Source organism: Acinetobacter sp. KH_038, from assembly GCF_057839405.1.
In genome coordinates, this window is sequence record NZ_CM174489.1 from 1497687 (window position 1) to 1524564 (window position 26878).

The window sequence follows — 26878 nt, forward strand, 5'->3', positions numbered from 1 at the left end:
ACGTATGGTGATTAAGGTCTAGGCTGGATATTCACCAAATTGTGTTTTTGATTCAGGTCATAATAATTAATTACAAACATCAGTACGGCAAAGAGAAAGCCGAGTGCTACACAGGCCGGCCAACCATACATTTTCCATAAACTTAAAGACAGAAATGCACCAAGCCCGGCACCAGAAAAATAACAGGTCATGTAGATGGCATTAATACGCGAGCGGGCTTGGACTGAAAGCCGATAGACCAGATTCTGGTTGAGTACATGTAAAGATGAAATGCCAAAATAGGCAATCATCAGACCCAGAATATATAACCATAAACTGCGCTGTGCAAAAGCCAGAGGAATCCAGGCCAAAATCAGTCCAGCTGTAGCGAGCTGTGCCAGCCATTTCTCCCGATGGCGGCCAATCATTTTCCCCGTCCATTGTGAAGACCAGATCCCGATTACCCCCACGACGCCCATCAGACCAATCTGGAAGTCATTAAAATGGTAGGGTGCTTCTGCCAGAATAAAAGTCATGGTGGTAAAAATGATGCTTAGCATTCCAAAACCCAGACCGCCGATAAGACTCCGCCGCATCAACATCGGTTCGGTCTTGGCAAAGGTAAATAAGGAATAATAGATCTGTAAAATGCTCATCTGTAACTGGCTTTTCGCTTTGGGTAACTGATACCACATCGCAATACTTAAAAGTAAAATGGCGCAACCACTTAATAAGTACACGGCATGCCAGGACCATAAGGTAGAAATCAGTCCTGATACAGTTCGGGCAAACAGGATACCGACCAGAACACCACTCATCAGCAGACCCACTACTTCGGCACTTTTTTCACGCTGCGATAAATTGGCGGCAAAAGGAATCAGAATCTGGGTGCTGATAGAACAAAATGAGGCAAGCAGGGTAAAGCCATACAGCATCTGCAAATTACTGCTGGCAGACAGCCCGATCAGTGCCAGGCCGGTACAGCACATCAGGCTACAGATATATAAACGCTTTTCAAATAAATCACCCAGAGGCACAAACAAAAACAGACCGGCTGCATAGCCAATCTGAGTCAGGACCACTGTCCAGCCAGACTGCGCCACACTTATATTTAAGTCCTGGGCAATCGAATAAATTAAGGGCTGGTTAAAGTAATTACAACCTGCGCAGAGCGCGCAGGTCATGGCCATCATAAACATGAAACGGCGTGAGGGTTGCCCTTGGGCTGACATCCTTGTCTCCTCAGACTTTAGAAGCGATAGGTCGCTGATAAATTTACCCGTGAAATATCAGCTTCTTTGGCATCGAAAGTTTCGCGTTTACCATGATGATATTCCGCGCCCAGATTGATATTCGGAACCGGGGAATAAATCACATTGGCCACATAGTCGGTTAAGCGTTTATTACTTTCCGGATTCGCTCTTGCATATTCACTTGAATCATCAAAGTCGACCAGACTGCCGGAAATGCTGCTCCGCCATTTTGGAGTGAACTTATGGGTAAAGCCGATATTCAGACTGTTAAATGAATTCAGTAAAAGTTCATCATTCGCAGTATCAACTGAATAATCGCCACCCCAGGCTGCGCCATCGACGGTCGAGCCCTGAACTAAATAGGCCGCAATCCGTTGATCCCCGACGATATGAAAATAATTGCCCTGAACCGAGTTTTTATCATCAATAAGATAGCGTCCACCAACGCCCACGCCCCAGCCGATTTTATTAATATCACCTGTATCCGTTTGAGCCTGCTTTTCATTGACAAAGCCTTGTGCCAATAAATGTAAGGGACCAGACTGATGCACATATTTGCTGGTGAATGCCGGTAAGGCAGATGAGCGGTCGCCACTTGCCATATATTCCAGACCGACATTCCAGGTATTTTCCGGATCAAGCTTAAAAGCATAACTGACTTGAGGCGTACGCAGAACCGAACCGCCAAGCAGTAAACTGTAGTCTACTGCTTCTGTGCTGATTTCAGGTGTAGACATCAGTGACCAGGCCTGACCAAAAGTCCAGTTATAATATTTAAAATGGGCATGACGAATGCGCAAGCCGCCATCACCTTTACCATTATTGGTCCAGAAGTCAGCTTCTACACGTGCCGATACATTTGGATTGCCGCCAATATCTTTGGCCAGAAAACCAATCCGGCTGGCTGCTAAAGTGAAATCTGAACGTACCGAATCCGGTTCAGTAAAAGGCACTTTATTGATCTGGTTAATGGTACGGCCACGCGTTTCGGTGGTGCTCTTAAAATCTACTGCGCCATCCAGACGGATCAAGCCATAAACATCGACATTATCAAGCATTGAACCTAAAGTCTTGGCGTCTGCAGTTTTAGTTTGTTCCTGTTGGGCTTTTAAGGACAACTGGGCTGCTTTTTGTTGTTCCAGCTCAGCCTGAATTTGCTTTAATTGCGTTTCTAAAAACTCGATACGATCAGGAGAAACCTCTGCTGAAAATGCCTGTGCTGATGCGATACTGCAAAGCGTAACTAATACTATTTTTTTCATTTCTTAATCCCTAAAGAAATTTTCAGATGTAAACAAGGAAAGCGCTTTCCTTGTGATTGCCTTAATTTTTAAATTCAAATAAAGATGATTTTCACTTTCGAAGCCTGAATATCGTGCTCGTCAAATGAGCAATATTTTGTTCAGCTAACAACAGATATTGGCTTGCAAGGTCAAAAAAGATGAAGTGTAAGGAGGGTGGTTTGCTCAACCGCCCTCCAGGTGGTCAGTTATTCTGCTTTTTGTGGATCGTATAAACGGTCTTTAATAAACAGGGCAGGAATCAGGCCACACAGGAAATAAGCTGCACCCATCACCATCAGGCCGGTTCCGATTGAACCATGCATCGCCAGATAACCAATGGTGATTGGAGCAAAGACAGCACCAATTCGGCCAATGTTAAATGCACCGCCGACAGCAGTACCGCGCACTCCGGTCGGAAAGCTTTCAGTCAAATACGTTGCATTAATGGCATAAGGAATACCGTACAGGAAACCGAAGATCAGCATTAAGACACCAATATTTTCAGGGGTATGCAGATATACCACCACTGGAATAAAAATCGCGGTGCCCATGGTGCCAAAAGCAAATACGATGCGGCGGCCAATTTTATCTGCCACATAGCCGGCAATCACTTTGGCAAAGATCATGGTCAGGAAAGTACCGACCATATAAAGGGCCATTTCCTTGAACTTGATGCCTAACTCAGCTTCCAGATATGTCGGTAACCAGTTACTTACTCCAAAATAACCGAACAGCAGGAAACCGGAACTGAAAGACCACAAGATAAACATTTTGCCATGGGTCTTGTCTTTCAGAATGGTGAGATATGGATTGCCTTTTTTGGCATCATTATCCACGATCTGACCAGTACGCTTCATTTCACGGACACGTTTCCATGATTCTGGCTCAGGTACCATAAAATGCATCAAGACACCCAGTGCCAGTGGTGCAATGGTAATCCAGTACAGCATACGCCAGCCAAACTCGGGAATAATCCAGCCAGACAGCAGGGTAATCACCAGCGAGCCCAAGGTAAAACCGGTCATGAGTGTGGCCAATACTGTGGTACGGTATTTGGTTGGCACATATTCAGACATCAAGGTGTTACAGGCAATATATAAACAGCCTAAACCCAGACATGAAAGCGTACGCAAAATTGCAAATTCAGTATAAGACTGGGCAAAACCTGAATAGGCAGACAGTAGGGAAAAGGTGATGGTGGCCAGTACAATCACACGAACCCGTCCAAAGCGATCACAGGCCCATCCACCGACAAACCCGCCAATCCCCATACCCAATAAAGACCAGCTGCCTAAAGCACCCGCCTGCATCGAGCTTAAACCCCATTCTGCTTTTAAGCTGGTCAGGCTAAAAGCCAAAATACCAATATCCGCACCGTCACACAGCAAGATCAGGAAAGCAAAGATAAAAGCTGTAATCCACAGGCGTTTTGGTGCCTGTTTAATGGTGTCCTCGGAAGAGACAGGTGTTTTATTGTCTCCTGTGACGATCGTGTCGCTTGTCATTCTTATATCCTCTATTTATTAAAAACAGCATTCCTATGCTGCCACTACATCCATTTCATTCCTCACGGAAACGTATTTCCCTTGATCTAAGGAGATTGCTTCTGTTTGCCTTAGCCGTATCCACCATCCGGCTGCAGTGATTTTTTCAATTTCCAAGCTGAAAAAACCAGCATTTACTGAGGATTTATGTTTCACAAATCAATATTTAGTTTTGCTCTATGGTTATTTTTTACTTAAATAAACAACCAAATCACATTTAAAATATTTAATTCCGTATTGCGAAATCAATTAATCATAAAATTACTAGCCAAACAAGATTTTTTACTCTATTTTTAGTAAAAAATAACTTATTAGAGTTTATGGGCTAAAAAAACTTGATTTAATAACCTAAAAATCATATGTTTTATACAAAATAAAGTTTCGCTATACAAAATAAATGGAGATTATAATGGAACAGGTCGTTCAAATAGAGCAAATCTCGACGCATGTGGCGATGGTTAAAATTCATCGCCCTGAAGCAAAAAATGCCTTGAATACAGAAGTACGTCAGAAACTTGCTGCTGCTTTTCTACAACTCAATGATGATGAAAATATCCGTGCCATTATTCTCACTGGTGGCGAAACAGACTTTGCCGCAGGGGCCGACCTGAAAGAATTAGCAAGCGCTGAAACCATCCAGATGATGCAGCGCCGTACCGAACGTTACTGGCAGGCGATTGCCCAGTGTTCAAAACCGGTAATTGCCGCTGTAAACGGATATGCACTGGGGGGTGGCTGTGAACTGGCAATGCATGCTGACATTATTATTGCCGGAAAAAGTGCCCAGTTCGGTCAACCGGAAGTGAAAGTTGGCGTGATGCCGGGGGCAGGTGGCACTCAACGTTTATTCCGTGCAGTGGGTAAATTCCATGCCATGCGCATCATCATGACCGGTTGTCTGGTACCTGCGCCGGAAGCTTATCAAATTGGCCTGGTCTCTCAAGTGACCGAGGACAATGAAACCCTTGCCACTGCCATCAAGATGGCCGAAGGTCTGGCAAAATTACCGCCAATTGCACTGGAACAAATCAAGGAAGTGGCATTACTGGCCGAAGATGTGCCGCTCAATGCCGGTCTTAGCCTGGAACGGAAGTCTTTCCAGATGCTGTTTTCTTCAGAAGATCAGAAAGAAGGCATGCAGGCCTTTATCGAAAAACGTAAACCGAATTATCAGGGACGATAAGCATGAGCATTCAAATTCAGAAAATCGGTATTATTGGTGTCGGCACCATGGGTGCAGGCATTGCCCAGATTGCCATTCAGTCTGGTCATGATGTGGTGTTATTTGATGCCAAAGCCGGTGCAGCCGAACAGGCGCAGGAAAAACTGGCTAAGACACTGAATACTCTGGCCGATAAAGGCAAGTTTAGCCACGAAAAAGCAGCTGAAGATATTGCCCATTTATCAATCGCGCAGCAGCTAGAAGACTTGAAAGATTGTGATCTGGTTGTTGAAGCGATTATCGAAAATCTGGAAATCAAGCAAAAGCTGATGCAGCAACTGGAAGCGCTTGTAAAACCGGAAGCCATTCTGGCATCGAATACCTCTTCATTATCGATCAGTGCCATTGCTGCCAATTGCAGTCAGCCGGAACGTGTAGCTGGCTATCATTTCTTTAATCCGGTACCACTGATGAAAGTGGTCGAAGTGATTGAAGGCTTTAATACCCGCGCTGATATTGTGCAAGCCTTGACTCAATTATCTACCAAGATGGGACATCGCCCGGTCAAAGCTAAAGATACCCCAGGATTTATCATTAACCATGCTGGCCGTGCTTTTGGTAGTGAAGCCTATGCCATTTTGAATGAAAATGTCACGCCATTTTATGATATTGACCGGATTTACCGTGACGGTATTGGTTTTAAAATGGGACCATTCGAGCTGGGTGATCTGACCGGTATGGATGTGTCGCACCCAGTCAGTGAATCGATTTATCAACAGTATTATCAAGAAGCTCGTTACCGTCCAAGTGTGATTACCCGCCAGCGTTTTATCGCTAAACAGTTAGGTCGTAAAACCGGTAAAGGTTTCTATGATTATACCTCGGGAACTAAAGAGGGTGATGTTGCTCCCACATTGGTTGAAAAACTGGCGCAATATCCAGCAGTTTGGCTAGGCACCGAATATGAGCAAGACCATCAGGCGCTTGAGCAGTATCTGCAACAGTTCAATATTCAGATCGAGCAAACTGAAACACCTTCGGCAGATGCCTTAATCTTAATTGCCACTTATGGTGAAGATGCAACTTCAGCCGCTGTTCGTTATCAGGTGGCACCTCAGCAAGTGGTGTGTATCGACCTACTGTATGGGCTGAATAAACACCGCACCTTAATGCCAACTTTTGTGACCAAGCCTGAACTGACCCAAGCGGCTCAATCGATTTTCAATCTGGATGGTGTGACTGCGAGTGTAATTCAGGAAAGCGTTGGCTTTGTGGCTCAACGTGCTTTGGCAATGATTGTGAATCTCGGCTGTGATATTGCCCAGCAAGGCGTCGCGACAGTTGAAGACATCAATGTTGCGGTAAAACTAGGCCTCGGTTATCCGCATGGCCCAATTGAATGGGGCGATGTGCTGGGTGCTGAAAAAATTCTGAAAATTCTGGATCGCATGACTGCGATTACCCGTGACCAGCGTTATCGTCCAAGTCCTTGGTTGCGTCGCCGCGTTCAGCTTGGTCTACCTCTTGTTCATACAACACATTAATTAGAAAGTTAAAGGAATAACACTCATGTTAAATGCCTATATTTATGATGGTTTACGTTCACCAATCGGTCGCCATGCAGGAAGTCTGGCAAGCGTACGTCCAGATGATCTGGCAGCAACCGTGATTAAAAACCTGCTGGAAAAAACCGGTATTCCGGCAGCAGATGTAGAAGATGTAATCTTTGGTAGCACCAACCAGGCCGGTGAAGACAGCCGTAATGTGGCACGTTTTGCAGCATTGTTAGCAGGTATGCCGGTAACAGTTCCGGGTCAGACGGTAAACCGATTATGTGCTTCAGGTCTCGGTGCTGTGATTGATTCGGCACGTGCCATTACTGCAGGTGAAGGCGAGTTGTACATTGCTGGTGGCGTAGAAAGTATGACCCGCGCACCTTTTGTGATGGGTAAAGCAGAAAGCGCTTATTCACGTGATGCCAAAATTTATGACACCACGATTGGTACACGTTTCCCGAACCGTAAATTCACGGATCAGTTTGGCGCGCACAGCATGCCTGAAACAGGTGATAACGTGGCTGAAGAATTTGGCATTAGCCGTGAACAAGCTGATACATTTGCAGCTGCATCACAAGCCAAATATCAGGCTGCAAAAGAAGCGGGATTCTTTGAAGGTGAAATTACCCCAATTGAAGTATCACAAGGGCGTAAATTACCGCCTAAACAGGTGACTGAAGATGAACATCCACGTGCATCTTCAACATTTGAAGCATTATCCAAGCTAAAACCGCTTTTCGAAGGTGGTGTAGTGACTGCGGGTAATGCATCAGGTATCAATGACGGCGCTGCAGCACTGATTATCGGCAGTGAAAAAGTTCAGGAACAGTATGGCTTAAAACCTTTGGCTCGTATCCTGTCTTCTGCAGCCGCTGGCATTGAGCCACGCATCATGGGTGCAGGCCCAATTGAAGCGATTAAAAAGGCAGTACAACGTGCTGGTTTGACGCTGGACGATATGGATATCATCGAGATTAATGAAGCCTTTGCCAGTCAGGTATTATCTTGCCTGAAAGGTCTGGATGTCGCTTTGGATGATCCGCGTGTCAATCCAAATGGTGGTGCGATTGCCATTGGTCATCCACTGGGCTGTTCGGGTGCGCGTTTGGCTTTAACCGTTGCACGTCAGTTACAGCGTACTGGTAAAAAGTATGCCGTGATCAGTCTGTGTATCGGTCTGGGTCAAGGGCTGGCGATGGTGATTGAAAACCCTGAAGCTGCATAACAGTTTTAGTCATCACCTAAATGCCATGTATCTATGATATGCATGGCATTTTTTATTGAGATTTTTCTTTCAAAATAAAAAATCCCCGCGCATGGCAGGGATTGATTAAATCAGTTCAATGATTATTTACGGCCAGTGACCAACAAAGTCGCTGAACCAAAGGCATAAACTTTACCTTCTTTATCGATAATTCGGCCTTCTGAGGTCAGTACATTACGCCCGATCCGGATGACTTCACCAATAGCTGTATAAGTTTCGCCGCTTTTCATCGCTTTCAGCATTTTGACATTCAGGTCAATGGTCGAAAAACTGACGCCTGCATCGATTGTGGTATGCACCGCAGCACCAGTCGTACTATCTAAAACCGTTGCGCAAAAGCCACCATGAATGCCACCTTGTAAATTGAAATGACGATGATCCGGGCGTACTTCATATTCCACATAGTTTTCACGCACTACACTCAGGCGCATGGGAATAATTTCACTCATGGGTGAACTGGCAATTTCCCCATTCTTAATTGCGGTGAGATATTCAAGTCCATTTAATTGTAATTTTCGCATATCAACTCCTTGTAATGATTTATTTCGCTTTATGAAATAATATTCTGTTTTTCTAAAATTATGATATAACAGATAGTGATCGAAATGCTATATTTTTCCAGGATGGAATCATGACAATAAAAAATCTCGTCACAGATGCTGAATGGCAGGCACGTTGTGAACTCGCAGCGCTTTATCGCATTATTGCGCATTACCGGATGACTGATCTAATTGATACCCACATCAGTTTAAGAGTTCCTAATCAGCCTGACTGTTTTCTGATTAATCAGTATGGTGTTGCTTTTGAAAAAATGCGTGCTTCAACGCTGGTCAAGATTAATCATGAAGGGCAGGTCGTAGAAAGCTATGAACAGGACAAGCCGGTGAATATGGCTGGCTTCGTCATCCACTCCGCAATTCACGAAGCACATGCTCATCTGAACTGCGTCATTCATACACATACCGCAGATGGGATAGCCGTTTCTGCCCAGAAACATGGACTTTTGCCAATTTCCCAGCATGCGCTGAAATTTTATCAGCAGGTGGCCTATCACGAATATGAAGGCGTGGCACTCTCAACAGATGAGCAGGAGCGCCTGATTCAGGACCTAGGCGGCCATCGCGCCATGATTTTACGCAATCACGGACTTTTAACGGCTGGCGAAACGATCGCTCGGGCCTTTCATGAAATCTATTTTCTGGAGCGTGCCTGTCAGGCACAGGTGAAGGCCTTAAGTGGCGGTGCTGAATTGCATTATCCAGCAGAAGAAGTCCGAATTAAAACTGCTAAACAGTTCGCCAGTCCGTTGGTAGAACCGATTTTACAGCGTGCCTGGCAGGCTGCGTTATCCCTGATTGAGCATCAATATACGGAGTATGCATCATGATTGTGATATCCAGTACTGTGCCGAACATTGAAGCCATTCTGGTCAAGTCTTTTCAGAAATATGCCCCTGAGAGCAGTTTTTGTACAGTGGACAGCCCGGAAGCAGAGCAGGCGACCACGGCCGCATGCTGGTTTCCAGATCTGGAGAAATTGCAGCAGCTCCCAAAACTTGGCCTGATTCATTCGATTGCGGCAGGAGTCGAGCATTTAAACTTGAATGAGATAAGACCTGATCAAGCCGTGTGCCGGGTACTCGATCCGCATCATCAAAAAGGCATGTTTGATTACCTGCTTTGGGGTGTGCTGTATTTTCAGCGTTATTTTGACCGCATGATTCAGCAACAAAAGCAGCAGTTGTGGAAGCAGTATCGTCAGAGTTATAGCCAGCATATCCAGATCGGGATCATGGGTCTTGGGCATATGGGGGCTTATGTAGCGCAACGTCTTGCTGACATGGGCTATCAGGTCTCGGGCTGGGCCAATTCCCCGAAAGAGATTGATCAGGTTAAAAGCTATGTCGGTTCAGAACAGTTCTCCGATTTCCTGGCCCAAAGCCAGATCCTGATTAATCTGTTGCCACTTACAGAAGACAATACCGGCATTCTATCTGCTGAATTATTCCAGCAACTCCCTGAACAGGCAGCTCTCATTCAGGTCGGGCGAGGCCAGCATTTAATCGAACAGGATTTATTGGCAGCGCTGGATTCAGGCCATTTGCGTGGTGCAATTGTCGATGTGTTTGAACAGGAACCGCTGCCTGCCGAGCATCCATTCTGGCAGCATGAAAAAATTATCGTAACCCCACATGTGGCCTCACATGCGCCGATGTCGGTAGTGGTGGAACAGATTCTGGAAAATGACCGCCGTTTCAAGCAGGGTCTGCAGTTGTGTCATCAGGTAGATGTCAACAAAGGTTATTAATTGTAGGGATACAGATAAAAATAGGGAGATTGCGAATGTGGGATACGATTCAAACTCAGGTTCAGCAAGGCGTCGCGACTTTAAGCTTTAACCGCCCGGATTCACTCAACAGTTTTAACCGGCAAATGCATGAGGAAGTGCAGCAGGTGCTGAAAAACTGGAATACAGATCCGGATATACGGGTGATTGTGATTCGCGGCAATGGTCGGGCCTTTTCAGCGGGACAAGACTTAAAAGAACGTGCCGGACAGCTCGGCAATGTGCCTTTGCCGCCACAAGGTTCGCTAGCCAAATATTATAATCCCTTGATTAAGCTGATCCGTGAGAGCCCCAAACCGGTGATCGCAGCAGTAAATGGAGTTGCTGCCGGTGCTGGTGCCAATATCGCGCTGGCCTGTGATCTGGTCATTGCCAAGGAAAGTGCCCAATTTATTCAGGCCTTTTCCAAAATCGGCTTGATTCCCGATGCTGGGGGCACCTGGATGTTGCCGCGTTTAATCGGTTATGCACGTGCCATGGCACTGACTTTATTCGGTGAACCTGTGCATGCCAAAGAGGCTGCCGAAATGGGCATGATCTGGAAAATGCTTCCAGATACAGAATTTGATGTTTATATCGACCACATTGCACAGCGACTGGCACAACAGCCGACTTATGCACTGGCTTTAACTAAACAGGCCTTGCAACGCAGTGCTGAAAATACCATCGACCAGCAACTGGAGCTGGAACAAAACCTGCAATATCTGGCGCTGAACAGTCAGGACTATAAAGAAGGTGTTCAGGCTTTTGTCGAAAAACGCCCTGCACAATTTACCGGATGCTAAGGAGAGCTTGCATGAACATTCAGACCCGTATAACCGAGCTTTTAGGGATTCGCTATCCGATTATTCAGGGTGGCATGATGTGGGTCGGTACAGCGGAAATGGCCAGTGCTGTATCCAATGCTGGCGGCTTGGGAACATTAACGGCACTAACGCAACCAACGCCAGAAGCACTGGTCAAGGAAATTGCACGCTGCCGGGACATGACTGATCAGCCTTTTGCGGTGAATCTGACTTTATTGCCCGCTGTGAATCCGCCGCCGTATGCCGAATATCGACGGGCCATTATTGAAAGCGGTATCAAGATCGTAGAAACAGCAGGAAATAAGCCACACGAACATATTGAGGCATTTAAACAGCATGGCATCATTGTGATTCATAAATGTACCTCGGTTCGTCATGCACTTTCAGCGCAAAGAATCGGTGCGGACGTGATCTCGATTGACGGTTTTGAATGTGCCGGGCATCCAGGTGAAGATGATATTCCTGGCCTGATCCTGATTCCTGCGGCAGCAGATCAGCTTACTGTGCCGATTGTGGCCAGTGGCGGTTTTGCCGATGGTCGTGGACTGGTGGCAGCATTGGCTTTGGGTGCCGAAGGCATCAATATGGGCACACGTTTTTGTGCGACTCAGGAAGCGCCAATCCATCCGAACATCAAGCAGTTTTATGTCGACAATGATGAAAGGGCGACGCATCTGCTGTATCGGCAGTTTAGAAATACTACGCGTGTCGCCAAGAATGCAGTATCTGAGCTGGTGATGAAGATGAGTGAAGATCCAGATCTGAAATTTGAACAGATTCGTCCCTATGTCAGCGGTTTAAAAGGCAAGCTTGCTTTAGAAAATGGCGATGTAGATGCGGGCGTACTGACCGCTGGGCAGGTGATGGGATTGATTCATGACATCCCGACCTGTCAGGCGCTGATTGACAATATCATGCAGGATGCCGAGCAGATTATTCATCAACGTTTGGCTCAATTTTTCCCGCGCTAAATCATCTAAGCTTTATTACTCAATAAAAAGCCATTCAAGCACGAATGGCTTTTTTTCATGTTGAATATTTTTATTTTTTAAATAGGAAATTTCACAGAATGACTAGATTTTATACTTGGACTTATATTATATTGGATTTAAAACATAATTTCGTATTATGAAATTTTAAGTCATAAATGTATAAATTAAAAACTCATGCAAGGGAATTACGATGAGAAATTATATTGCGCCATTAAAAGACATGACGTTTGTACTGAAAGACCTGCTTAATGTGGAACAGAAATATCAGGGCTATGCCAGGTTCGCAGACAAAGTATCGATGGATATTATGGAGCAATATCTGGAAGTCGCTGCCGATTTTTGCCAGAACGAACTGCTACCGATTAACGCCACAGGCGATCAGCAGGGTTGCCGTTTACAAGATGGCGTAGTAACCACACCAGATGGTTTTAAAGCGGCTTATGATAAATATGTGGAACTTGGCTTTACCTCTTTAACCGGCGATGAACAATATGGCGGCCAAGGTTTCCCGACTTTATACCGTATCGCGATTTCAGAAATCATCACCGCGACCAACTGGTCTTGGGGCATGTATCCGGGCCTGTCACACGGTGCCATGCGTACTCTGGAACACCACGGAAGCGATGAGCAAAAACAGAAATTTCTGGTACCTTTAATTGCCGGTCGCTGGACTGGAACCATGTGTTTAACCGAATCGCATGCTGGTTCAGATCTGGGACTAATCCGTACCAAAGCAGTGCCAAATGAAGATGGCAGTTATAGCATCAGTGGTGAAAAAATCTTTATTTCTGCCGGTGAACATGACCTGACTGAAAATATTGTGCATATCGTACTGGCACGTTTACCCGATGCGCCTGCCGGTACCAAAGGTATTTCGCTGTTTATCGTGCCGAAATACAATCTGGATGAAGCTGGGAATGTGGCTTCACGTAATGGCGTGGTCTGTAGTGCGCTTGAACACAAAATGGGGATTCACGGGAATGCGACCTGTGTACTGAATTTTGACAATGCCAAAGGTTTTCTGATCGGGCCTGAAAACCGCGGCCTGAACTGCATGTTTACCTTTATGAACTCGGCGCGTATTGGCACAGCGATTCAGGGTCTGGCTGCAGCAGAATCTTCTTATCAGGGCGCATTGGCTTATGCCAAAGACCGTCTGGCCATGCGTTCACTTGAAGGTGCCAAGGCGCCGAACCAGCCAGCAGATCCAATTATCGTGCATCCGGCTGTACGTAATATGCTGCTGACTCAAAAAGTATTTGCAGAAGGTTCACGTGCGCTGGCCTATTATCTGGCGACCTACGCCGATATTGCTGAAGCAACCGATAATCCCGATGAGAAAAAAGCAGCTGAAGACCGTCTGGCATTAATCACCCCAATTGCCAAGGCGCTCATGACGGAAACAGGCGTGGAAGCGGCGAAGCATGGTATGCAGGTCTTCGGTGGTCACGGTTATATTGCCGAGCATGGCATGGAACAGATTGCCCGTGATGCACGTATTGCCAGCCTTTATGAAGGCACCACTGAAATTCAGTCGATTGATTTGTTGGCGCGTAAAGTTCTGGGTTCAAAGCTTGGCTTGCTGACTGCATTGACCGATGAGATTCAGGCTTATGTGAAAGAATATCAGCAACATGCCCAGTTGAGCCAGCAAGTTGCACAAGTCAGTCAGCTAACTGAACAATGGCTGGAACTCACCAAAACCATTCAGACTCAGGCACAACAGTCTGCCAATGAAATTGGTGCGGCATCAGTCGATTATTTATATTTCTCCGGTTATGTGGTGTCGGCTTATTTATGGCTAAAAATGGCGATTACGGCACAGCAGAAAATTGAACAAGGCCATACCGATCCGTTCTATGCAGCAAAAATCAAAACTGCACAATTCTTCTTTGCACGGATTTTACCAAGAACTGCAACGCATACTGCCAATATTCTAGCGGGCGGTGAAAGCCTGTTCCTGCTTGAAGCTGAAGAGTTCAAATTCGATTAAACCTTTTGACCCACGATCGCCTCTCTTGATCGTGGGTCTTTTTTTAACAACCCATTTTGTATCCCCACTGTATTCAATATCAGGGTTTTTCTCTGTGGTTGAACAGACTATAAAACAACAAGATCAGGAGTCTATATGGATTTAGACGTGATTACTCGACAGTTTCCTTATGCTGGTCTGCAACTTAATTATCACGAAGTCGGACAGCGTTCTGCATTCCCCAGCATTATTCTGATTCATGGCACGGGTGGAAATACCGACAAGCATTTTAGTTATATTCTTCCGATGCTAGGCATGCATCAGCGGGTGTTATCAATTGATTTGCACACGCCTGATAAAACTGATCTGGCGATTAGCGATTTCAGCCAGCAGGTCGAAGCACTGATTCAGCATGCCGTTGCAGAAGATGAAACGATTACAGTTGTAGGTTATTCACTCGGTGCCGTGATTGCTGCACAAGTCGCCGCGAGTCTCAAACAGCGCGTAGCGCGCTTGATCCTGTTAGCCGGCTGGGCAAAAACCAGTTCGGTACAGCAACTGCGGACAAGCATCTGGCAACAGTTATTTAATGAACAATCCGCTGCCTTGCCGCATTTTGTCAATTATTGCCTGTATAGCGATGATTATCTATGTGCCCGTAGCGAACAACAGGTGCTTGATCTGGCACGCTTTGTCAAACCTTCCCAAGATGCAGCTAAACAACGTGAACTGAATTATCGCATTGATATTACCTCGATCTTGCCGGACATTTGTGCGGAGACCCTAATCGTCGCTTGCCGTGAAGACCGCATGATACCTCTGGCTCAAGCAAAGCTGCTGTTTGCCTCAATACAGGACAGCCGTTATATCGAAATTGCGTCGGGACACGCCCTGTATATCGAAGCGCCTGCAGAAGTGCTGCAACTGGTGAACCAGTTTAGCCAGCATCCACAGCAGTATCCGGCCAATCAAAAAATCCAGCCGTCGATGCCTTAAAACAGGAGAAAAATAATGCAAGCTCCAGTACAGCGCAGCAAGATTTTAATCGTAGGTAGCGGTTTTGGTGGTTTGGGCATGGCAATCCGTCTGAAACAGCAGGGCATTCACGATTTTAAAATCATTGAACGTGCCGCAGAAGTCGGTGGAACATGGCGTGATAACACCTATCCCGGTGTCGCTTGTGATGTGCCGTCTCATTTATATTCTTTTTCTTTTATTAAAAATCCGGACTGGTCGCGTGTCTTTCCGCAAGGGGCAGAAATTCAGCGTTATTTAATCCAGTGCTGTGATCAGGAAAATATCCGGCCACATATCGACTTTCAAACTCAACTGGAAAAAGCCAGCTGGAATGCCAAAGCACGTATCTGGGAAATTCAGACTTCTCAAGGTCTGTATCAGGCAGAAATTTTAATCACAGCAACCGGACATCTTGCGGATGAACATCTCCCGCAAATTCCGGGTCTGACAGAATTTCAGGGCCAGGTCATGCATTCCGCGCGCTGGAATCATCAGCTGAATCTGGATAATCAGCGCGTGGTTGTGGTCGGTTCTGGAGCTTCAGCCGTTCAGCTTGTGCCGGAAATTGCCAAAACGGCCAAAAGCCTGACCGTCTTGCAACGTAGTGCGCCCTATATTTTACCGCGGCCAGACCGAGCTTATTCTGAGTCAGAAAAACAGCTTTTCCGCAAAGATCCGGACAGTATGTCAGCACTCAGACACGCGTTGTTCTGGGGCAATGAATACAATTTTGCCCAGCGCCGTAATCTGAAAAGCCAGATCGAGCGGGTCAAGAAAAATTGTCTGCAATTTTTAAAACATCAGATTCCAGATCCTGAGTTACAGCATAAACTCACTCCGCATTATGAACCAGGTTGCAAGCGCTTATTACTCTCTAATGATTATTATCCGACCTTTTTAAAAGCGCATGTCACGCTTGAAGACTCGGCCTTGGCAGAAGTACGCCAAGATGGCGTAATAAGCAAATCCGGCCATGAATTCCCTGCAGATATCATTGTATTTGCCACCGGGTTTGAAGCAGCACGTCCACCTTATGCGGCAAAGGTCGTCGGTAAGCATGGCCTAAGTCTGGAACAACAATGGTCTAGCGGCATGCAGGGCTATCAGTCAACGACCGTACATAATTTTCCAAACCTGTTCATCCTGAATGGACCCAATACCGGCAGTGGCCATAATTCAGCGCTTTATTTTCTGGAAACCCAATTTGATCTGGTACTGGATGCCTTGCAATTTTTTGAGCAGAATCAGATTCAGGTTTTCGAGGCTGATCCGCATGCTGAAAATAGCTATATGCAGGAGCTGCAGCAACTGTCTAAAGGCAGTGTCTGGCTATCGGAAAGCTGTAAAAGTTGGTATCTGGATCCGGTCAGCCGCAAGTTGACTCTGGTCTGGCCAGATTATGCGCATTCATTCAGAAATAAAAATCAGCATTTTATTCGTAGCGGTTATCACTACCAGTATCTAGATCAGATGCAGCAAAAACTGGTGTAAAAGCCTGCTAGGAAAATTGAAACCTTAGAGTTTTAACAATACAAAATAAATTTAAAGCAAAGACAGGAGTGCTGTAATGAACAATCAGCCATGGATGGAAGAATATAAAAAGTGGAACATCAATCCGGAATTTACCCGGCCAGATCCCGAGAAAACCCTGAGCATGACGATTGCCGAGAATTTAATTAAATTTCAGGATAAAACTGCATTTATCTATCTGGATCGCAAGTTCAGCTATAAAGACATCGACGTGTATAGCCAGAAATTCGCCACCTATTTACAGGAATTGGGTCTGGCAGCTGGTAGCCGTATTGCAGTAATGTTGCCGAATATTATTCAGTACCCGATTGCGACCTTTGCCATTATTCGTGCCGGTTATGTGCTGGTCAATGTCAATCCGATGTACACCCAGCGTGAGCTGTATCATCAGCTACAGGATTCAGGAGCGGAAGCCTTGATTATTCTGGGACAGACTTTGGAGCAATTAACAGCCCTAGATGAATGTCCTGCACTCAAATATGTGATTTCAACACATCCGCTGGATTTTATTCAGGAGCAACCCGTGACTGCTTCTCGTCAGGCTGCAGAATATCCAGATAAACAGTTTTTTGACTTTAAACAGGCGATTGATCAAGTCGAAACGATTGGTTTTAAGACGCCTATACAGCATCAGCAAGATACGATCATTCTGCAATATACCGGCGGAACAACGGGTGTATCTAAAGGTGCTGAACTGAGCCATCGCAATATTCTCTTTAATATCGCGCAGAACAGTACGGTCTTTATCAGTCATTTCGGGGATCGCTTTGCCACTGAAGAAGAATATGTGTTCTGTGCCTTACCGCTGTATCATATTTATGGTTTTACCATCTGCCTGTTCAGTTATGGTCTGAGTCGTGGTTTCGCCAATGTCCTGATTCCGAACCCGAGAGATCTGGATGCTTTGCTGGATCAATATCATAAACATCCACCGACTGTGTTTCCGGGCGTGAATACCATGTTTAATGCGCTGGGTCATCATCCTCGATTTCGTGAGCTGGATCATTCACGTCTTAAAACTACCACAGGTGGTGGATCGTCTATTTTAAAAAGCACTGCCGAGTTATGGCATGAAGTCACAGGCTGCCAGATTTATGAAGGTTATGGACTTTCTGAAACATCACCTACCGCGACCTTTAATCCACCGCTGAGCCGACGCTTTAGTGGCACCATTGGTTTGCCACTGGCAGGGACTGAAATCCTGATTTTAAACGATGAGGCCAAACCGGTTGAGTTTCAGCAAGCTGGAGAAATCGCCATTCGCGGGCCTCAGGTGATGAAAGGTTACTGGCAGCAACCGGAAGCAACGGCTCAGGCATTTACGACAGATGGCTTCTTTCTGACAGGCGATATCGGCTGTATGGATGAGCAGGGTTATATCACCATTCTAGACCGTAAAAAGGACATGATTCTGGTGTCTGGTTTTAATGTCTATCCGAATGAGCTGGAAGGCGTACTGTCCAAACATCCCAAAATACTGGAATGTGCCGTGATCGGGATTGAGGATGAAAAATCCGGACAGGTACCCAAGGCATTTATTATGAAACAGGACGCCAACCTGACTCAGGATGAGGTCATGGCTTTCCTGAAACAGCAACTGACCAGTTATAAAATGCCAAAATATATAGAATTCGTATCTGAATTGCCAAAGTCTGCGGTAGGCAAAATTTTGCGTCGTGAACTGCCTCGAACTGTTCAGACCAATACCAAAGCCTGTTAAAAAAGAATAGAAAATCTGGCTAATTACGGTAAAAATAAAAAAGGAATCAAAAAGATTCCTTTTTTATTGCTCGCTAGCTTATCGCTGCTGGATAACTTTTTTGCTTTTCAGCTCATCTATTTCATCCGGGCTTAAAAACTGGCTTAAGACTACATCGGTATCTTCACCTAAACAGGGTGGCGCTTTTTTATATTCCACCGGGGTCTTGGAAAGTTTAATCGGTGAGCCAATCGAGGTGTAATCTTCACGTAAAGTATGTGGCATCTGGATGACCATCTCACGTGCCAATACCTGTTCTTCTTCCAGGGTCTGCTTCAGGTTATTAATCATGCCGACCGGAACTTTGACGGCATGAATCAGATCCACCCAGATTTTTGCGGGTTGCTTATAGAAATGCGCCTGTAGAACTGTGGTCAGCTCTTCACGATGCATGACCCGTCCTGAATTTTTTAGGAAACGAGGATCTTCGGCGACCTCAGCCAAGCCCACTGCCTGACACAAGGCCTTGAATTGCAGGTCATTACCACAGGCAATAATAAACTCACCTTGCTGTGCCTTAAACACCTGATAAGGCACAATATTGGCATGCGCATTTCCAAAACGGCCCGGCACTTTGTCTGAAGTCAGATAATTCATTGCCAGAACGGAGAGGGAGGCCACTTGGGTATCCAGCAGTGCCATATCGATATGCTGGCCTTCACCGGTTTTTTCCCGCGACAATAATGCCGCCTGAATGGCAATTGCAGAATATAAACCGGTGGTCAGGTCAGCAAAGGCCAGACCGGCTTTTTGCGGGCCGCCTCCCGGCAAGTCATCGCGTTCACCGGTGACGCTCATCATGCCCCCCATGCCCTGAATAATAAAATCATAACCTGGTTCATGTGCACGTGGGCCGTTCTGGCCAAAGCCGGTAATTGAACAGTACACCAGACGCGGATTTAACTGACTCAGACTTTCATAATCCAGACCATATTTTTTTAGAGAACCCGCTTTATAATTCTCGATGACCACATCACTTTGCTGGGCAATTTTTTTAATGATCTTTTGACCTTCAGGCGTAGACAGATCCACCGCAACTGAATGTTTACCACGGTTGGCAGAAAGATAATAGGCCGATTCATGCGTATCTTCCTGCTTGTCATTTTTTAGCCAGGGTGGGCCCCAGATTCGTGTGTCATCTCCATGATCAGGTTTTTCAATTTTAATCACTTCTGCGCCTAAATCGGCCAAAATTTGACTACACCACGGGCCGGCTAAAATACGGCTTAAATCCAGTACGCGAAAGCCTGTTAAAGCACCCATCCTTACACTCCCTGTTTTATTGTATTCAATATCATCTAATTTCTAATCCTCATATCAAAATATCTTAAAATGATTTAATAATCAAACTAGCGATAATTAATTTCGCATAACAAAACTTAATATCAAATATTATTGAAAATTCAACTTATCTTAATTACCCTGATTGGGCTCGACAGGAACAGCAAAAATAAAAGGAGATCTCAAAATCTCTCAGAGAAACCAAGAAAAACAGGAGCTAGAAATTGTCAGGATTGCATTTATAGCAACCCGTCTATGTGCAAGATGGCAATTAGAACATTAATACGAAATAAGCAATAACAAGGATATTTACGATGACGGATCTCGCAACAGAGTTAGGAAAAATCAAGCCCACGACCAAAAGAACCCAGCAAATTGCCTTTATATTTGCTTTTCTGGCCTTACTGGTCGATGGCGCAGACATGTTATTGCTGTCATTTAGCTTGAACAGCCTCAAAGCTGAGTTTGGCTTAAGCAATTTACAGGCAGGAGCACTTGGAAGTTTCACTTTGGCCGGGATGGCCATTGGCGGATTTATGGGCGGTTGGGCCTGTGACCATTTAGGCCGGGTACGCACCGTGGTCATTTCCATCCTGATTTTTTCTACATTGACTGCGGCACTGGGTTTTACCCAGAATTTTGAACAGTTCGCGCTATTACGCTTTCTGTCTGCATTCGGGATTGGCGCTTTATATATTGCAGCCAATACATTGATGGCAGAATATGTACCTACTGAATATCGGACAACAGTCTTGGGAACCTTACAGGCAGGCTGGACAGTCGGTTATATTGTAGCGACCTTGCTTGCTGGCTGGATTATTCCAGACTACGGCTGGCGGATGCTGTTCTTTGTCGCGATTATTCCAGCCGCCATGGCATTTTTTATCCAGAAACTGGTGCCAGAACCAGAGTCTTGGCAGCGGGCCAGACTGCAACGTTTATATGCGCCTGCAGATGTAACGGCAAATCAACCTGTTAAAAAAAGTACCACCAAGGAAATTTTTGCCGATCCTCGAAACCGCAGAATGTTTATCCTGTGGATCTTAACCGCTGGCTTTTTACAGTTTGGTTATTACGGCGTCAACAACTGGATGCCGGCCTATCTAGAATCTGAATTACATATGGATTTTAAATCGATGGCAGGTTATATGATTGGGACTTATGTCGCCATGATTTTCGGCAAGGTTCTGGCTGGCTTTGCAGCAGACCGTTTAGGACGCCGTTTTGTCTTTGCCTTTGGTGCTATTGGCACAGCGATCTTCCTGCCGGTGATTGTGCTGTTTAATAGTCCTGACAATATTGCCTATCTACTGATTTTCTTTGGTTTCCTGTACGGTATTCCTTATGCGATTAATGCCACCTACATGACCGAAAGCTTTGCAACCTCGATTCGTGGTACTGCGGTTGGTGGTGCTTATAATGCCGGGCGTATTGGCGCCATGTTTGCACCTGCAATTATCGGGGCGGCTGCAAGTGGTGGCTCTATCGGTTTAGGCTTCCTGATTATGGGCGGTGCATATTTCTTATGTGGTGCTGTATCCGGGATCTTTATCAAGGACCGTCAATATGATCCGCAAAAAGCATAACTATTCATAAAGTCTGTAAAAATGAGCCTGCACAGGCTCATTTTTATATGAATCAATCTGAAGCATCGTGCTTCTCATTTTTATTCTGCATTCATTTCTTTTGGCAAATGAATGTTTTTCAGGCCGTCATTGACTTTATTCAGAAGGTGAATCAGGGTAATGGCATCATCAAAAGTCAGCTTGTTCAAAGCCTGTCCATAAAAATCAAAGAAATCATTCTGCAAACTATCCCAGGTTTTAAAGCCTTCGCTGGTCAGCGCGACATTTTTAGCCCGTCTGTCTTGCTCACTGATAATCCGTTCGACCAGACCATCACGTTCCAGACGTTTTAAAACTGCGTCCAGATTTTGCCGGCTTACACCGAGGTATTCGGTCAAATCAGAAAATGACATCCCTGATTTTACCCGTGGCCGAGACAAGGCTCCCAGTACGGCCCAATGCACTGGAGAAATTCCCAGTTCATTCGAGCATTTGCGATCCAGCGTATTCCCCACCTGAAACAGCCTGAAAAAAAGTCTATTGTGGGCAGAGTATAAGGATTGATCATATTTTTTTGACACAGTATCACTCATTTGATAAGCCACCCAGCTCAACACGTCTAAATAAAAAAGAGTATAGCTTAGAGCTCACTCGCATAAATCGAATTCCAGATTGCAGCGCGCATGTAGAACCCAAGTACACTGGCACCATATTAACTTGAGAAATCATGATTTTTTTCTCTTTATTCAGTCAGCTTGATTGAATGAAGCAACATAAAAAGTTTTTTCGATTCAGGTTGCATTATTCCGAAAATGAGCCTGTGATTGATAGTGCAAATCTAAGAGTAAAGCTGATATGTGTCAATGTCTTTAATTTGTTAAAATTATAAGTTGTTGATAATAATTTATAAAATAAATATATAAACTTATTTTATGTAAATATATTGACATAAAAATATTCTAATTCTATTTTAGTGATAACAGGCGATATATGAACAATAGTTAATCAGAATCAGATAAAAATATACCAGGGAGAGCTAAATGAAAGGGCTGAAGGATAAAGTCGTAATTGTGACCGGTGGCGCAGGTGGCATCGGTTCAGCAACCTGCCGCCGTCTGGCTGAAGAAGGTGCCAAAGTTGCGATCTTTGACATGAATATTGCAGCAGCAGAAAAACTGGCCGCAGAAATTAACCAGCAGAATGGCCAGGCCCTGGCTGTGCAGTGTGACATTACCCAAAATACTGTTGTGGAGCAGGCTGTACAGCAAGTAGAAGCCGAGCTTGGCCCGATTGATGGACTGGTCAATAATGCCGGTTGGGATATTTTCAAACCTTTTATCAAAACGAATCCGGAAGAATGGGAAAAACTGATTCAGGTCAATCTAGTCGGTATGCTGAATATGCACTTTGCTGTTCTGAAAGGTATGGTCGAGCGCAATTCTGGCAGTATTGTCAACATTGCCTCTGATGCTGCCCGAGTCGGTTCTTCAGGTGAAGCGGTTTATGCTGCATGTAAGGGCGGGCTGCTTTCATTCTCAAAAACACTGGCCCGTGAACATTCTCGTCATAACATCAAAATTAATGTGATTTGTCCGGGACCAACCGATACAGCCTTACTGGCAGGTGTCACCGAAGGTGCATCGAATCCAGAAAAATTACGTGAGGCTTTCACTCGTGCTATTCCACTCGGTCGTTTAGGCCAGCCGGAAGATTTAGCTTCTTCGATTGCATTCTTTTTAAGTGAAGATGCCAGCTTTATTACCGGGCAAGTGCTCAGTGTTTCTGGTGGTTTAACCATGAGTGGTTAAGCAAAAACTGCTAGAAAATACGAATAATAAGGTCAGATAGATAAATACAGGAAGTTATAACAATGAATTTTGAAGATATTTTATACGAAGTGAAAAATGGTGTGGCCTGGATCACCATTAATCGCCCAGAAAAAATGAATGCCTTTCGTGGCACCACCTGTGATGAATTAATCAAGGCCCTAAACAAGGCCGGCTATGACCGTGAAGTGGGTGCGATTGTACTGACTGGCGCCGGTGGTCGTGCTTTCTGTACTGGCGGCGACCAGTCTGCTCACGATGGTAATTATGATGGCCGCGGCACTATTGGTCTCCCGATGGAAGAACTCCATACCGCGATTCGTGATGTACCAAAACCGGTGATCGCTCGTGTACAAGGCTATGCCATTGGTGGCGGTAACGTTCTGGCCACCATTTGTGACCTGACCATTTGTTCGGAAAAAGCCATTTTTGGTCAGGTGGGCCCGAAAATGGGATCAGTAGACCCAGGTTATGGCACAGCTTATCTGGCTCGTGTGGTGGGTGAGAAAAAAGCCCGTGAAATCTGGTATATGTGCCGCCGTTATAGTGGACAGGAAGCAGTTGAAATGGGGCTGGCAAATAAATGTGTTCCTGCCGATCAACTCGATGCCGAAGTACAGGCCTGGGCCGAAGAAATCTGTCAGCGCAGTCCGACCGCAATCGCGATTGCCAAACGTAGCTTCAATATGGATACCGCACATCAGGCAGGGATTGCCGGCATGGGGATGTATGCATTAAAACTTTATTATGATACGGAAGAATCGCGCGAAGGCGTCAATGCTCTGAAGGAAAAACGTCAGCCTGAATTTCGTAAATTTTATAAATAAGGAAAATGACTGATGACTAAAAATCCTTATATCACGGAAGAACTCGAATTTTTAGCAGAAACCGTTGAAAAATTTGCACAAAAATATATTGCCCCTGGTTTTTTAGAACGTGATCAGAGCCGAATCTTTGATCGAGATCTGGTCAAGAAAATGGGTGAAATGGGTTTTATTGCGCCGGAACTGCCTGAACAGTACGGCGGTCAAGGTATGGGACGTCTGGCTGCAGGGGTCATTCATGAAGCGGTAGCCAAGGCAGATCTAAGTTTTTCCTATATCAATCTGCTTGCTTCGCTAAATGGCCAGATTCTGGCTGAACATGGACAACCGGAAGTGGTAGAGCCCTGGCTGAAAAAACTCACTTCGGGTGAAGCGATTTTTTCAATTGCATTGACCGAACCGCGTGGAGGTTCAGATGCCGCCAACCTGCGTTTAAAAATTGAACGTGACGGCGATGAATATATCATTAACGGTGAAAAAACCTCGATTTCGGCTGCCGATCAGGCCGATGCATCGGTGGTATTTGGCCGTACTGGTGCCAATGAAGACGGCGCACATGGCGTGACAGCACTTCTGGTTCCGATGGATTTACCGGGCATTAGCACCACGCGTTTTGACTGTCATGGGCAACGTGCCATTGGTCGCGGTTCAATCTTCTTTGATAATGTTCGTGTACCAGTCAATCATCGTCTCGGTGATGAAAACAAAGGCTTTGTGCAGGTCATGCAAGGCTTTGACTTTTCACGTGCCTTGATTGGTTTGCAGGTTTTGGCCGTGGCTCGTGTCAGTCTGGATGAAGCCTGGGAATATGCAGCGCAACGTGAAGCCTTTGGCCAGCCCTTAAGCGCTTTTCAAGGGGTGTCACATCCATTGGCCGAGTATGAAACTCAGGTAGAAGCCGCACGTTTACTCTGTCTGCAAACCTTATGGCTGAAAGACAATCATCTGCCACACACCTCCGAGGCTGGAATGTGTAAATGGTGGGGGCCGAAGCTGGCCTATGATGTGATTCATCAATGTTTGCTGACCTTTGGTCATGCCGGATATGATCGTGGTGTCATGGAACAGCGCATGCGCGATGTACTGGGTTTCCAGATTGGCGATGGTACTGCACAAATTATGAAAACTATTATTGCGCGTAAAAAAGCAGGTCGAAAGGCCGTCCCGGCTTAGCGCATTATTCAGTAAAGACTCAGCCCATATAATTAAAATTAGGAGTGAACGAATGGAATTCGATGCGGTTCTTATAGCTTCCAGAAAAGAGAAGATGCTGAAAGATGGCTACTGGTTAAATAAAACCATTATTGATTCTTTGCGTCAGGCCATCGACAAGAATCCAGATAAAACTGCGCTAGTCAGTTTTAAGATGGAACACAAAACCGAGCAGGTGTTTAGCTACAAGGATCTCTGGGAGATGACCAATAAAATTGCTTTAGGCTTAAAGCAATTGGGTGTTACTCAAAATGACGTTGTCTCGTGTCAGCTGCCGAACTGGTGGGAATTTACCTTGCTGTATCTGGCCTGTAGCCGCATCGGTGCTGTACTGAATCCTTTGATGCCGATTTTTCGGGAACGTGAACTGGAATTCATGCTGAAACATGGCGAAGCCAAAGTATTTATCGTACCGAAAAACTTCCGTAATTTTGATCATGAACAGCTGGCAAATCACTTAAAGACTAAAATTGAGACCTTGCAACATGTGGTGGTGGTCAATGGTCTTGAAGAGAATAATTTTGACCGGGTACTGGTCAATCATGGGCTTGAGCAGGACCCCGCAGCAATTGCAGGCCTGGATCAGCTTGAAGCTCGTCCCGATGATATTACCCAGCTGATTTTTACTTCTGGCACCACAGGTGAGCCGAAAGGGGTAATGCATACTGCCAATACCTTATTTTCCAATATCGTTCCTTATGCCGAACGGCTACATTTAAATGAAAATGATGTGGTACTCATGGCTTCACCCATGGCGCATCAAACCGGCTTTATGTATGGCCTGATGATGCCGATTGAACTGAATGCCAAAGTGGTGTTGCAAGATGTCTGGGATGTGTCACAGGCAGTGGATTTAATTCACCAGCATCAGGTCAGTTTTACCATGGCCTCTACACCATTCCTGAATGATCTGTCTACCACGGTTGCAGAACAGCATGATCAGGTGGGTAGCCTGAAAACTTTCTTATGTGCGGGTGCACCAATTCCAGGTTCATTGGTTCAAAAAGCACGGGAAACTTTGGGGGTCAAAGTGATTTCGGCTTGGGGCATGACCGAGTGTGGCGCAATTACCACCACACGACCTGAAGATGATGATGAGCGTTCCTTTAATACGGACGGAATTGCTTTGCCCGGTGTAGAGATTAAAATTGTCAATAAAGCAGGAGAAATTAAACCGCTGAATGAGCCGGGACGCTTAATGATTCGTGCCTGTTCAAGTTTTGGCGGTTATTTAAAACGTGCACATTTAAATGATACCGATGCAGATGACTGGTTTGATACCGGAGATATTGCCTATCAGGATGAACAAGGCTATATCCGTATATGGGGGCGTAAAAAAGATGTGATTATTCGCGGTGGAGAAAATATTCCGGTGGCGGAAATTGAATCACTGCTTTATAAACACCCGAATATCGCCGTCGTGGCGCTGGTCGCTTATGCCGATGAACGGCTCGGTGAACGAGCCTGTGCGATTATCAAGCTCAAAGATCCAAGTCAGCCTTTAGAGCTGAGTGATATCGTCAGCTTTTTGAAAACCCATAATCTTGCGATGCAGTATATTCCAGAGCGTTTGGAGATTTGGGAAGATATTCCAATGACACCGTCTGGAAAAATCCAGAAGTTTAAACTTCGCGAGCTGCTGGCCAGTCATATTGCATCATCCAGTTAAGCCCCATTGATCTATAAAAACAAACTCCTGAAATGTAT

The 26878-nt window shown here is 45.4% G+C and carries 22 protein-coding genes; 16 read left to right on the forward strand and 6 right to left on the reverse strand.

Annotated elements, in window-relative coordinates:
• Positions 1 to 11 precede the first annotated feature (11 nt).
• From AC3IT7_RS07025 to AC3IT7_RS07035, 3 genes are all read right to left on the reverse strand, one after another.
• Positions 12 to 1211 (reverse strand): MFS transporter, encoded by a 1200-nt coding sequence (locus tag AC3IT7_RS07025; RefSeq protein ID WP_489249893.1) that lies wholly within the window; start codon positions 1209 to 1211, stop codon positions 12 to 14.
• 17 nt (positions 1212 to 1228) lie between these two features.
• A complete protein-coding gene (locus tag AC3IT7_RS07030; protein ID WP_489249894.1) occupies positions 1229 to 2494 on the reverse strand; it encodes a DcaP family trimeric outer membrane transporter in 1266 nt (421 codons plus the stop codon).
• Between the two features lie 227 nt (positions 2495 to 2721).
• The gene (locus tag AC3IT7_RS07035) at positions 2722 to 4020 is read right to left on the reverse strand and encodes an MFS transporter (RefSeq protein WP_489249895.1); all 1299 of its coding nucleotides are present in this window, start codon (positions 4018 to 4020) and stop codon (positions 2722 to 2724) included.
• A gap of 448 nt (positions 4021 to 4468) precedes the next feature.
• On the opposite strand from AC3IT7_RS07035, the gene AC3IT7_RS07040 reads away from it, so the two are divergent.
• From AC3IT7_RS07040 to AC3IT7_RS07050, 3 genes are read left to right on the forward strand one after another with little or no spacing between them, the layout of a single operon-like run.
• On the forward strand, positions 4469 to 5242 hold the full coding sequence (locus AC3IT7_RS07040) for an enoyl-CoA hydratase (RefSeq protein WP_489249896.1): 774 nt from the start codon (positions 4469 to 4471) through the stop codon (positions 5240 to 5242).
• A 2-nt stretch (positions 5243 to 5244) separates the two neighbouring features.
• Positions 5245 to 6765 (forward strand): 3-hydroxyacyl-CoA dehydrogenase, encoded by a 1521-nt coding sequence (locus tag AC3IT7_RS07045; protein ID WP_489249897.1) that lies wholly within the window; start codon positions 5245 to 5247, stop codon positions 6763 to 6765.
• A gap of 25 nt (positions 6766 to 6790) precedes the next feature.
• Entirely contained in the window at positions 6791 to 8002 is a 1212-nt protein-coding gene (locus tag AC3IT7_RS07050) for a 3-oxoadipyl-CoA thiolase (protein WP_273797574.1), read from the forward strand.
• A 122-nt stretch (positions 8003 to 8124) separates the two neighbouring features.
• On the opposite strand, the gene AC3IT7_RS07055 is transcribed toward AC3IT7_RS07050, so the two are convergent.
• Complete coding sequence (locus AC3IT7_RS07055; RefSeq protein WP_005106942.1) at positions 8125 to 8562, reverse strand: PaaI family thioesterase; 438 nt, start codon at positions 8560 to 8562, stop codon at positions 8125 to 8127.
• Between the two features lie 110 nt (positions 8563 to 8672).
• On the opposite strand from AC3IT7_RS07055, the gene AC3IT7_RS07060 reads away from it, so the two are divergent.
• The 8 genes from AC3IT7_RS07060 to AC3IT7_RS07095 all read left to right on the forward strand — a co-directional run bounded on the left by AC3IT7_RS07060 (position 8673) and on the right by AC3IT7_RS07095 (position 18424).
• Positions 8673 to 9428: a class II aldolase/adducin family protein gene (locus AC3IT7_RS07060; RefSeq protein ID WP_005222162.1), complete on the forward strand. Its 756-nt coding sequence runs from the start codon at positions 8673 to 8675 to the stop codon at positions 9426 to 9428.
• Complete coding sequence (locus AC3IT7_RS07065) at positions 9425 to 10348, forward strand: 2-hydroxyacid dehydrogenase (RefSeq protein WP_489249898.1); 924 nt, start codon at positions 9425 to 9427, stop codon at positions 10346 to 10348. Before AC3IT7_RS07060 ends, AC3IT7_RS07065 begins: the two co-directional genes overlap by 4 nt.
• Positions 10349 to 10383: 35 nt before the next feature.
• A complete protein-coding gene (locus AC3IT7_RS07070) occupies positions 10384 to 11172 on the forward strand; it encodes an enoyl-CoA hydratase-related protein (RefSeq protein ID WP_489249899.1) in 789 nt (262 codons plus the stop codon).
• Positions 11173 to 11183: 11 nt separating this feature from the next.
• Complete coding sequence (locus AC3IT7_RS07075) at positions 11184 to 12164, forward strand: NAD(P)H-dependent flavin oxidoreductase (protein WP_489249900.1); 981 nt, start codon at positions 11184 to 11186, stop codon at positions 12162 to 12164.
• 211 nt (positions 12165 to 12375) lie between these two features.
• Complete coding sequence (locus AC3IT7_RS07080) at positions 12376 to 14178, forward strand: acyl-CoA dehydrogenase C-terminal domain-containing protein (RefSeq protein ID WP_489249901.1); 1803 nt, start codon at positions 12376 to 12378, stop codon at positions 14176 to 14178.
• Positions 14179 to 14313: 135 nt separating this feature from the next.
• Positions 14314 to 15153 carry an alpha/beta fold hydrolase gene (locus AC3IT7_RS07085; protein ID WP_489249902.1) on the forward strand — a complete coding sequence of 280 codons (840 nt, stop codon included), beginning with the start codon at positions 14314 to 14316 and terminating at the stop codon, positions 15151 to 15153.
• Positions 15154 to 15168: 15 nt separating this feature from the next.
• Complete coding sequence (locus tag AC3IT7_RS07090) at positions 15169 to 16665, forward strand: flavin-containing monooxygenase (RefSeq protein WP_489249903.1); 1497 nt, start codon at positions 15169 to 15171, stop codon at positions 16663 to 16665.
• Positions 16666 to 16741: 76 nt separating this feature from the next.
• Positions 16742 to 18424, forward strand: a complete 1683-nt coding sequence (locus AC3IT7_RS07095) for an AMP-binding protein (RefSeq protein WP_489249904.1) — start codon at positions 16742 to 16744, stop codon at positions 18422 to 18424.
• Positions 18425 to 18502: 78 nt separating this feature from the next.
• On the opposite strand, the gene AC3IT7_RS07100 is transcribed toward AC3IT7_RS07095, so the two are convergent.
• A complete protein-coding gene (locus AC3IT7_RS07100; RefSeq protein ID WP_489249905.1) occupies positions 18503 to 19726 on the reverse strand; it encodes a CaiB/BaiF CoA transferase family protein in 1224 nt (407 codons plus the stop codon).
• 332 nt (positions 19727 to 20058) lie between these two features.
• On the opposite strand from AC3IT7_RS07100, the gene AC3IT7_RS07105 reads away from it, so the two are divergent.
• Complete coding sequence (locus tag AC3IT7_RS07105) at positions 20059 to 21330, forward strand: MFS transporter (protein WP_489249906.1); 1272 nt, start codon at positions 20059 to 20061, stop codon at positions 21328 to 21330.
• 80 nt (positions 21331 to 21410) lie between these two features.
• On the opposite strand, the gene AC3IT7_RS07110 is transcribed toward AC3IT7_RS07105, so the two are convergent.
• Positions 21411 to 21902: a MarR family winged helix-turn-helix transcriptional regulator gene (locus AC3IT7_RS07110; protein ID WP_005170960.1), complete on the reverse strand. Its 492-nt coding sequence runs from the start codon at positions 21900 to 21902 to the stop codon at positions 21411 to 21413.
• Positions 21903 to 22349: 447 nt separating this feature from the next.
• Here AC3IT7_RS07110 and AC3IT7_RS07115 point away from each other — a divergent pair, with 447 nt between their 5' ends.
• From AC3IT7_RS07115 to aliA, 4 genes are all read left to right on the forward strand, one after another.
• Positions 22350 to 23117: a glucose 1-dehydrogenase gene (locus AC3IT7_RS07115; protein WP_489249907.1), complete on the forward strand. Its 768-nt coding sequence runs from the start codon at positions 22350 to 22352 to the stop codon at positions 23115 to 23117.
• Between the two features lie 62 nt (positions 23118 to 23179).
• A complete protein-coding gene (gene badI, locus AC3IT7_RS07120; RefSeq protein WP_489249908.1) occupies positions 23180 to 23962 on the forward strand; it encodes a 2-ketocyclohexanecarboxyl-CoA hydrolase in 783 nt (260 codons plus the stop codon).
• A 12-nt stretch (positions 23963 to 23974) separates the two neighbouring features.
• Positions 23975 to 25132 (forward strand): cyclohexanecarboxyl-CoA dehydrogenase, encoded by a 1158-nt coding sequence (gene aliB, locus AC3IT7_RS07125; protein WP_489249909.1) that lies wholly within the window; start codon positions 23975 to 23977, stop codon positions 25130 to 25132.
• 52 nt (positions 25133 to 25184) lie between these two features.
• The gene (aliA, locus tag AC3IT7_RS07130; protein WP_489249910.1) at positions 25185 to 26840 is read left to right on the forward strand and encodes a cyclohexanecarboxylate-CoA ligase; all 1656 of its coding nucleotides are present in this window, start codon (positions 25185 to 25187) and stop codon (positions 26838 to 26840) included.
• Positions 26841 to 26878 lie beyond the last annotated feature (38 nt).